Annotated in this window: 9 protein-coding genes; 6 read left to right on the top strand and 3 right to left on the bottom strand. The window is 62.1% G+C overall.

Translation table 11 applies throughout. The features are described from left to right. Window positions 1–146: 146 nt before the first annotated feature. Window positions 147–620, bottom strand: coding sequence for a tripartite tricarboxylate transporter TctB family protein (locus tag AC1D0Z_RS13220; RefSeq protein ID WP_477658687.1), 474 nt, complete (start codon window positions 618–620; stop codon window positions 147–149). A 91-nt stretch (window positions 621–711) separates the two neighbouring features. After that, a complete protein-coding gene (locus AC1D0Z_RS13215; protein WP_477658686.1) occupies window positions 712–1,704 on the bottom strand; it encodes a tripartite tricarboxylate transporter substrate binding protein in 993 nt (330 codons plus the stop codon). Between the two features lie 541 nt (window positions 1,705–2,245). On the opposite strand from AC1D0Z_RS13215, the gene xylF reads away from it, so the two are divergent. The 5 genes from xylF (at window position 2,246) to AC1D0Z_RS13190 (ending at window position 6,796) form a co-directional block, all read left to right on the top strand. After that, window positions 2,246–3,262 (top strand): D-xylose ABC transporter substrate-binding protein, encoded by a 1,017-nt coding sequence (xylF, locus tag AC1D0Z_RS13210; protein WP_477658685.1) that lies wholly within the window; start codon window positions 2,246–2,248, stop codon window positions 3,260–3,262. Window positions 3,263–3,355: 93 nt separating this feature from the next. Beyond that, window positions 3,356–4,543 (top strand): sugar ABC transporter permease, encoded by a 1,188-nt coding sequence (locus AC1D0Z_RS13205; protein WP_477658684.1) that lies wholly within the window; start codon window positions 3,356–3,358, stop codon window positions 4,541–4,543. Between the two features lies 1 nt (window position 4,544). Then, window positions 4,545–5,330 carry an ATP-binding cassette domain-containing protein gene (locus AC1D0Z_RS13200; RefSeq protein WP_477658683.1) on the top strand — a complete coding sequence of 262 codons (786 nt, stop codon included), beginning with the start codon at window positions 4,545–4,547 and terminating at the stop codon, window positions 5,328–5,330. 13 nt (window positions 5,331–5,343) lie between these two features. Further along, window positions 5,344–6,522, top strand: coding sequence for an ROK family protein (locus AC1D0Z_RS13195; protein WP_477658682.1), 1,179 nt, complete (start codon window positions 5,344–5,346; stop codon window positions 6,520–6,522). Window positions 6,523–6,625: 103 nt separating this feature from the next. Further along, a complete protein-coding gene (locus AC1D0Z_RS13190; RefSeq protein ID WP_457280702.1) occupies window positions 6,626–6,796 on the top strand; it encodes a hypothetical protein in 171 nt (56 codons plus the stop codon). 14 nt (window positions 6,797–6,810) lie between these two features. Here the strand turns inward: AC1D0Z_RS13190 and AC1D0Z_RS13185 are convergent, their stop codons facing one another. Continuing rightward, window positions 6,811–7,350 (bottom strand): MarR family winged helix-turn-helix transcriptional regulator, encoded by a 540-nt coding sequence (locus AC1D0Z_RS13185; RefSeq protein WP_477658681.1) that lies wholly within the window; start codon window positions 7,348–7,350, stop codon window positions 6,811–6,813. A 60-nt stretch (window positions 7,351–7,410) separates the two neighbouring features. On the opposite strand from AC1D0Z_RS13185, the gene AC1D0Z_RS13180 reads away from it, so the two are divergent. Beyond that, on the top strand, window positions 7,411–7,815 hold the full coding sequence (locus tag AC1D0Z_RS13180; RefSeq protein WP_477658680.1) for a GFA family protein: 405 nt from the start codon (window positions 7,411–7,413) through the stop codon (window positions 7,813–7,815). Window positions 7,816–7,960 lie beyond the last annotated feature (145 nt).

The following is a 7,960-nucleotide window of genomic DNA, read 5'->3' as shown; positions in this document are numbered from 1 at the left end:
GCCCCCATCAGGGTGTACGGCTCGAACACCATGGAAAAAGCCTGGGCTACTGCGGTCCACATGAATGGTCAACTCCTGAAGCGTTTGGGGTATTGCCGGTCGATGCTTTGTTTGGCGGTGCGCAGTGCATACACGCAAGAGACGTTTCACCAGCTGTGATTGACAAGAATGCCCCAGGGCAGCGGCACGCGAAGCAGCTTGTAGAACATGAAGTGGATGACCAGGCTGGCGACCACGGCGACCAGCAGTGACCTCCCCAGCGGAACACGCAGCACATAAAACATGGCCGTCAGGATGAGTACCGCCGAAAGCAGGAAACCCAGCTTTTGTGCCGCGACGATGTAGAACACCACCGACGCTACCAGCACCACAAAACCAGCGACATGGCGCGGAGAACGCACCCAGTCTCCGGGTGTCACCCAGGGCGCAGCCTTGCGTTCGCGCCATCCCCGAGCCATCAGGATGAGCCCACACACGAGGATGCCCGCAGCGATCAGGCCGGGGAACAGGGCCGGGCCAACCTGCTGGCCCGGAATCTTCGGGTAGGACTGAACGGTGAACAGGACCAGGCCGCCGAGAACGGCCAGGACCAGCCCGAAAATGGCGTCGTTGATTTTCATGCGAAGGCTTTCGAGTCGGGCCGGAACACGCGAAGGCGCTTGCCTTCGCAGTCCCTCCGCGTTGAGAGATGTGCAGCCGGAAGGCCCGGCCTTACTTGGCGATGCCCACGGCCTTCATCGTCGCGCCGAGCTCGGCGTCCGACTTGGCCATGAATTTGGCGAAGTCGTCCGGGCCCGCGTAGATCACGCCAAAACCGCGGCTTGCCATGAAGTCCGTGTATTCCTTGCTGGCAACAATCTTCTTGAGGGCTGCGCTGATCTTGTCACGCACCTCGGCGGGAATGCCCTTGGGTGCGACGATGCCCCGCCACGCGGCCATGGTCCAGTCGCTGCCTGTTGCAGCTTTGAGCGTGGGCACGTTCGGGTACAGCGCCGAGGGCTTGTCGTTCATGATGGCCAGGCTTTTCACTTTGCCGGCGTCAATMAGCGAACGCGCTTCGGGCAGTGACACCGGCGCGATCTCGACACCGCCTGCGATCATGTCCTGCAGACCGGGAGCGGCGCCGTTGCTGGGCACCCAGGGTACCGCGGCGGGATCGATCTTCTGGTCGCGCAGCATGCCGGCAATGGCCAGGTGCCAGATGCCGCCCTGCCCCGTGCCCGACGCCTTGAATTTTCCGGGATTGGCCTTGATCGCAGCCAGCAGGTCGTTCACGGTTTTGTATGGAGCGTCGGCCCGGACCTGCACGCCAGCAGGATCGGCATTGACCAGCCCCAGTGGGGTGTAAGAGGCGCCGGAGAGCTCGGTGAGTCCTTGCCAATGCATCATGCTGATCTCGACCGTGGCCATCCCGATGGTGTAGCCGTCTGCGGGCGCCGACGCGATGGCGGCGTGCCCCACCACGCCATTGCCACCCGTGCGATTGACCACGGTCACCGGCTGGCCGAGTTCTTTTTCAAGCAGGCTGCCCACGATGCGGGCCGTGGCATCGGTGCCGCCCCCTGCGCCCCACGGCACGATCAGCGTCACCGGGCGGCTCGGGTAACCCTGCGCGGCGGCAGGGAGCGCGGCGGCAGCCAGTGCCAGGCAGGCTGCGGCGCCGGCAGCGCGTGCAACAAAAGAACGGCGGGAAGAGGCTGGCATCGATGTCTCCTTGGATGGTACGGGGAGGYCCCGTGTGTTTTTGAAGTCACTCACGCGGCAGACAAGCCGCCTTTCGAAGCCGCTGACTCTAGAACAATTGCCACCCCAAGGCACTAGGGTGAACCATGGTAAACGTATGACGATTGACAAATGCTCACACCCGGACGGCTGGGCCTTGGCCGGTAACAGGTCAAACGAGTGCCCGGCAGGCCCCGCTGACACGCACCTGCGCGTTTCCTGAGCGCGCCAACCAATTGAACGTCAAGCACGATGTGATGAGCCGGTTGCCGCCCCCTTGAAGCGCGAGTTTTTCGGAAGAGAACCGGCCGCTTAGCACCTTGGCATTACAGAAACTTTCCAAAACGCCAGAGCGGCCCCGCATTGCCGGGGGTTTCTCCCTAGACGCGGAATTTTGCAGCTTCACATAATTAGTGCGTCGTTCAAACTAATTGTGAAGTGCCGGATTTGCGGCGGAACGATCACCGATTCAGCGGAGTTTTCACACCACACGCCCGATCTGGGCAGAACTATCGGAGACATCATGAAACTAAAAACATCCCTTACCGCCATGGCACTCAGTCTGGTTGCCGCAGGCGCATTTGCACAAGTGACGGTCGGCGTCAGTTGGTCCAACTTCCAGGAAGAACGCTGGAAAACCGATGAGGCCGCCATCAAGACACAGCTTGAAAAATTGGGCGCCAAGTACATCAGCGCAGACGCTGCAGGCTCTCCTGAAAAACAGCTGGCGGACATCGACGGACTGATGGCCAAGGGTGCCAAGGTCCTGATCGTGCTGGCCATGGACAAAGACGCCATCCTGCCTGCCGTGAACAAAGCCACCAAACAAAAAGTGCCCGTCATCGCGTATGACCGCCTCATTGAGGCCCCCGGCGTTTTCTACATCACCTTCGACAACAAGGAAGTCGGCCGCATGCAGGCCCGTGCCGTCTACAAGGCCAAGCCCAAGGGCAACTACGTGATGATCAAGGGCTCCCCCACCGACCCGAATGCCAATTTCCTGCGTGAAGGCCAGCAGGAGATCATTGACGCCGCCGTCAAGAAAGGGGACATCAAGATCGTGGGCGAGGAATACACCGAGGGCTGGAAGCCTGAAGTCGCCCAGAAAAACATGGAACAGATCCTGACCAAGAACGGCGGCAAGGTCGATGCCGTGGTTGCGTCCAACGACGGCACCGCCGGCGGTGTCGTGGCGGCACTGAGTTCCAAGGGCCTCAAGGGCGTGCCGGTGTCGGGCCAGGACGGTGACTTTGCCGCCCTGAACCGCGTCGCCATGGGCACACAGACCGTGTCGGTATGGAAAGATGCCCGCGACCTCGGCAAACAGGCAGCCAGCGCAGCCGTCAATCTGGGTGCCGGCAAAAAAGTCGACGGCGCGACCTCCTGGAACGGTGGCGAGAAAAAGATCGCCCTGCAGGCGCAGTTTCTCAAGCCTGTGCCCATCACCCGCGACAACCTCGACGTCGTGGTGAAGGCCGGCTGGATCAAGAAGGACGAGCTCTGCAAGGGTGTCACCGGCGACGTCGCCGCCTGCAAGTAATACGGGCTTTCAACCAACTGCTCCCGGCCCTGCGCAAGCAGGCGAGGCAACCAGCCTGTAGGTTGCCTGGGGGAGCGCTGCATTCTCAAGACCATGCAATTTCCCGTTCGGTTCCTGCGCAACACTGCTGTCGATTGGCGGCTGGTATTCATGGGGGGTGTGCTCGCCGTCCTGGCGGGCGTATTCCAGGTTCTTTCGGGCGGCATTTTCCTGTCGCCTGAAAACCTCTACAACATCGCCCAGCAAACTGCCGTGGTGGGCATCGTGTCTACGGTCATGGTGCTGATCATTGTGGCCCGGCATATTGACCTGTCGGTCGGCTCGGTGATCGGTTTTGTCGGCGTGCTTATCGCCTACCTTCAATACACCCTGGGATGGTCCTGGCCGGCGGCGTCACTTGCCGGGCTGGCGGCGGCGCTGGTGGTGTCGGTGTACCAGGGATGGCTGACCGCCATGCTCGGTGTACCTTCTTTTGTGGTCACGCTGGGGGGCCTGATGTCCTTTCGCGGCGCGGCATTTCTGGTGGCAGACGGCAAGACCCAGYCCGTCAGCGACGATATTTTTTTGCAGCTCGGTGGTGGCTACGATGGCGGCATCGGGGTGACCGCCACGTGGATCCTGACCGCATTCGTGAGCCTGGTGCTGGTGGTTCGCATGCTGTTGCGCCGCCGCGCCTCCACGCGTCATGAGATGCCCAACCAGCCCATGTGGGTCGATGTATTGCTGGTATTGGCGCCTGTGGCCCTGCTGGCCGCGTTCGCTGCCACCATGAACAGCTATCTGGTTCCCAACAAGGACGCCCCCCAGGGCATCCCCATACCCGTGCTGATCTGGGCGGCCGTGGCGGTGGTGATGTCCTTCATCTCCCAACGCACCCGTTTTGGCCGCTATGTCTACGCCATGGGCGGTAACCCTGACGCCGCGGTATTGGTCGGCATACCGGTCAAGCGTGTGACGCTCATGCTGTTTGCCCTGCTCGCGGTGCTCATCACCATCGCAGCGATCGTGTCGGTGGYCCGGCTGAATGCCGGCACCAATTCGCTGGGCACCGGAATGGAGCTCTTCGTGATCGCCGCCGCTGTGATTGGCGGCACCGCACTGGCTGGAGGCAGCGGCACCATCATCGGATCAGTGCTGGGTGCGCTCATCATGCAGTCGCTCGATAGCGGCATGCTGTTGCTGGACGTCTCCATCGGAAAGCGCATGATCATCATCGGCCAGGTGCTGATTGTTGCGGTGGTCTTCGACGTCCTCTATCGCAAGTGGGCGCAGGAAAGCTGACATGACCTCGCAAAACACTACCGAACCCCTGGTCGAGTTCAAGGACATCCGCAAGGCCTTTGGCGGCGTTCATGCGGTGGACGGCGTGAACCTGAACCTGTATGCAGGTGAAGTTGTCGCCGTGCTGGGCCACAACGGCGCCGGCAAATCGACGCTGATGAAAATGCTGGCCGGCGCTTTCCCGATCGATTCGGGCGAGATCCATGTGATGGGGCAAAAAGTGAATCTTCGGACACCGGCCGATGCGCAGCAGCAAGGCATCGAGACCATCTACCAGACGCTGGCGCTCGCCGACAACCTGGACGCCGTAGCCAACCTGTTCCTGGGCCGGGAAAAAATGACGGCCTGGAATACGCTGGACGACTACTTCATGGAGGCGCAGGCTCGCAAGGTGTTCGGCCGCCTGAACAAGAACTTCACCAACATCCACACGCCGGTGCGGCGCCTGTCGGGCGGGCAGCGCCAGGTGGTCGCCATCTCGCGCGCCATTTACTTCAATGCCCGCATCCTGATCATGGACGAGCCCTGCGCCGCCCTGGGGCCGGAGGAGTCCGCCATGGTGGCCAAGCTCGTGCTCCAGCTCAAGGCTGAGGGCGTGGGAATTTTCCTGATCACGCACGACATGCAGGATGTTTTTTCGCTCAGCGACCGCCTCGCGGTCATGAAAAACGGCCGCTTGGTGGGCACCTACCGCACGGCCGAACTTAACGAAGACCAGATCCTCGGCATGATCATCGCCGGCAAGCAGCCTGAAGGCCGGACACAGGCGCCGCATCGCATCACCTGAACCACCACCGGCCATGACCACCACAGGTGACCAGCAACTCGTCAAGCGCATCAACCGCAGTGTGTTGATGCGCTTGCTGCGCAACCAGCCGGGCCGCTCACGGGCGCAGCTGGCCAACCACAGCGGCTTGACCAAGTCGACGGTCAGCCTGCTGGTGCGCGAGCTCATTGATGAAGGCTGGCTCAGCGAAATCAGCATGGCCTCCGCCAACGGCGTGGGCCGGCCCTCTACCCCACTGCAAATCGACTGCCGCTCGCGCGGCCTGATTGGCGTGGAAGTGGCCGTGGATACCTTGCGGGTGGTGAGTGCATCCCTGCTGGGGCAGGTATTGTGGTCAACGCAGGAGCCTTTGCGCAGCACCCGGCCCCAAGACGTCTGCAGCCAGATTGCCAAACTGACGGTCGAGGCCCAGGCGCAGCTGGTGTCGCGCGGTGCGCTGCTTTCGGGTGTGGGCATCGGCCTGCCTGGTGCGTTTGACGAGACCACCGGTGTGGTCCGCTTTGCGCCCAACCTTGGCTGGCGCAATGTGGACTTTTTGCCGCAGATCACCCAGGCACTGATTCACGCAGGCCTGCCGCCCGTCCCGGTGCATGTGCAAAACGAAGCCGACACCGCCGCCTTGAGCGAATACGAATTTTCAGAAAACGACGGCAAGGATTCGCTGATTTTTGTGACCTGCGATGTGGGTGTAGGCGCGGGCATCGTGCTCAACGACCGGCTCTTCACCGGCATGCGGGGCATGGCCGGCGAGATTGGCCACAGCATTCTGGAACTTGACGGCCCCCAGTGCTCCTGCGGACGGCGTGGTTGTGCGGAAGCCTTCATCGGCTCGGGCGCCATCGGCCAGCTGGCAGATGCGAAGCGGTCGGGACACTACCTGGGCGTGCTGTTGCAAAACCTGTGGACGACCTTCGATCCCAGCGTGCTGGTGGTCGGTGGCGCCTCCTGCCAGCGTTTTCCCGAGATGGTGCAGGTCGCCCAGGAGACGCTGCAAAAATATGCCGCCCATGCCGGGGTGAACGCTCCCGTGGTGCGTGTCGCACGTTACGGCCTGCTGGCTTCAGCGGCAGGTGCTGCCGCCCTGGTGCTTCACCAATACCTGCGCCCCATGCATCCGCGCGGCCGCCTTGTGGATAATGGCTTTTCCAGGGCCGTCAAGCCCAGGGCCGCAGAGCCAGCCACGGCCTCTTGAAGCCTTTCGTAGTCCGCCGCTGACACCCATCAGCGCCTCTACCCGATAAGGCAGCCGCCCCGTCGCACGCACACTGAAGCGACAACAATTCGTGGAGAAAAACATGTCTTTTGCGCTTTACATGATCGGTTTCGTCATCTTCCTCGCCGGTGTCATCTGGGGCGCCGTAGTGGCAGGTGTGCCCCACCTCTATATCGGCATCGGTGCACTGATCTTCCTGGGCATAGGCATCTTTAGCGCCGTAAGCCGCACCCGCAGCAAAGACCCGTCCTAAGCGGCCATCCACCGCTATTCTTTCGATATTCCCTGGGACGCTTCCTGCCACAGGTCCTGCGTCCTCAAGGCCTCCTGCAATTGCGCCAGCACCGTGCTCGCAATACGCAAGGGGCCTTCTTCCATCTGTGCGGCCAGGGCATTGGCCCATACCTTCTGGCCGGCTTGTATGGTTTGCAGGGCCGTGCGGCCTCTGGATGTGAGCTTTAGCAATTTGGCCCGGGCATGGGCCGGATTGTGTTCATAGGCGCAGAGCCCATCCTCCACCAGCAAATCGGCCACGCGCTGCACGCTTTGCCGCGTGAGGTTCATGGCGCGAGCGATCTGCGCCACCGACAAGGGGGCGCCCTCCACCGCCGCCAGCACCTGCCAGCGCGACGAGGTTTGCCCGGCAGGCGCGGCCAGCGCGTCACCTGCTGCGATCAGCAGCCCGTTGAGTTGCATCACCTGCACCACAAGCCAGCTCAAGGTATCAGCGGCCGGCGTGCGCTCGCCGTTTTCGCCGGCAACCTTCAGTTTGACAGCATGCTGTCGCTTTACTATACTTTCGGACATGACAACATTCTGTCATATCACACGCCTCTCTTCCACGGCCCTCTGAAAGGAACTCCCGCCATGCTGAAAACCTACACCGGAAGCTGCCATTGCGGCGCTGTCCGCTTTGAAGCCGACATCGACCTCAGCAAAGGCACCGGCAAGTGCAACTGCTCGATCTGCACCAAGACCCGGAACTGGAACGCACTCATCAAACCCGACGCCTTCCGGTTGCTGACTGGCGAAGACGCGCTAAGCGACTACCAGTTCGGCACCAAGAGCGGCCACCACCTTTTTTGCCGGCACTGCGGCGTGCGCTCCTACGAGCGCGGCTACCTTGAGCAGATAGGCGGCGACTACGTGTCCATCAAGCTGGCGTCCCTGGACAACGCCGAGCCGGAAGAACTCATCAACGCGCCGGTCAATTACGCGGATGGACGCAACAACGCCTGGTGGAATACGCCCGCGGAAACGCGGCACCTGTAAGGGCCCGAAGCCGGGCGCTCTTCAGGCCCAGGCCCACCCCCTGGACCGGCGCCGCAGTTCCACAAGCGAATGCACGGCCGACCGTTCCCCGTACAAAGCCCCGCAGCCGAAAGGCGCCGGGGCTTTTTGCTGCGTAGCACAGAGG

It is taken from the genome of Polaromonas sp. P1_E3, from assembly GCF_056405935.1.
This window is presented reverse-complemented; position numbering and strand designations above follow the sequence as displayed.